The organism is Polaromonas sp. P1_G2 (assembly GCF_056405515.1).
In genome coordinates, this window is record NZ_JBFUBY010001134.1 from 1 (window position 1) to 453 (window position 453).

The following is a 453-nucleotide window of genomic DNA, read 5'->3' on the forward strand; positions in this document are numbered from 1 at the left end:
GAACTATTACAAGAATCCACCGCAGATCGAGCGCGGCTGGCGCCAGCAAATGTATGCCATCAACGCCCGTACCTATCTCGACATGGTCAATAATGTCGCGATCCTCGGCCATGGTCACGAAAAGCTCGCGGCGGCAGTCGGCTGGCAATGGAGTCTGCTCAACACCAATTCGCGCTTCCACTATGCCGGCATCGCCGAATTCTCCAAGCGCCTTGCGGACTTGGCGCCGCAAGGGCTGAACACCGTCTTCCTGGTCAATTCCGGCTCCGAAGCCAATGATTTGGCGCTTCGCCTCGCCTGGGCGCATTCGGGCGCCCGCAATATCGTCAGCCTGCTCGAGGCCTACCACGGCTGGACCGTGGCAAGCGACGCGGTTTCGACCTCGATCGCCGATAACCCGCAGGCGCGGACCACGCGGCCGGCTTGGGTTCATCCGGTCACGTCGCCCAATAC

General features: G+C 61.6%; 1 protein-coding gene. It reads left to right on the forward strand.

Annotated features, from left to right (window positions below):
• A partial coding sequence (locus AC1D0P_RS29420) for an aminotransferase class III-fold pyridoxal phosphate-dependent enzyme (protein WP_477679962.1) occupies positions 1–453 on the forward strand: 453 nt, incomplete at both ends.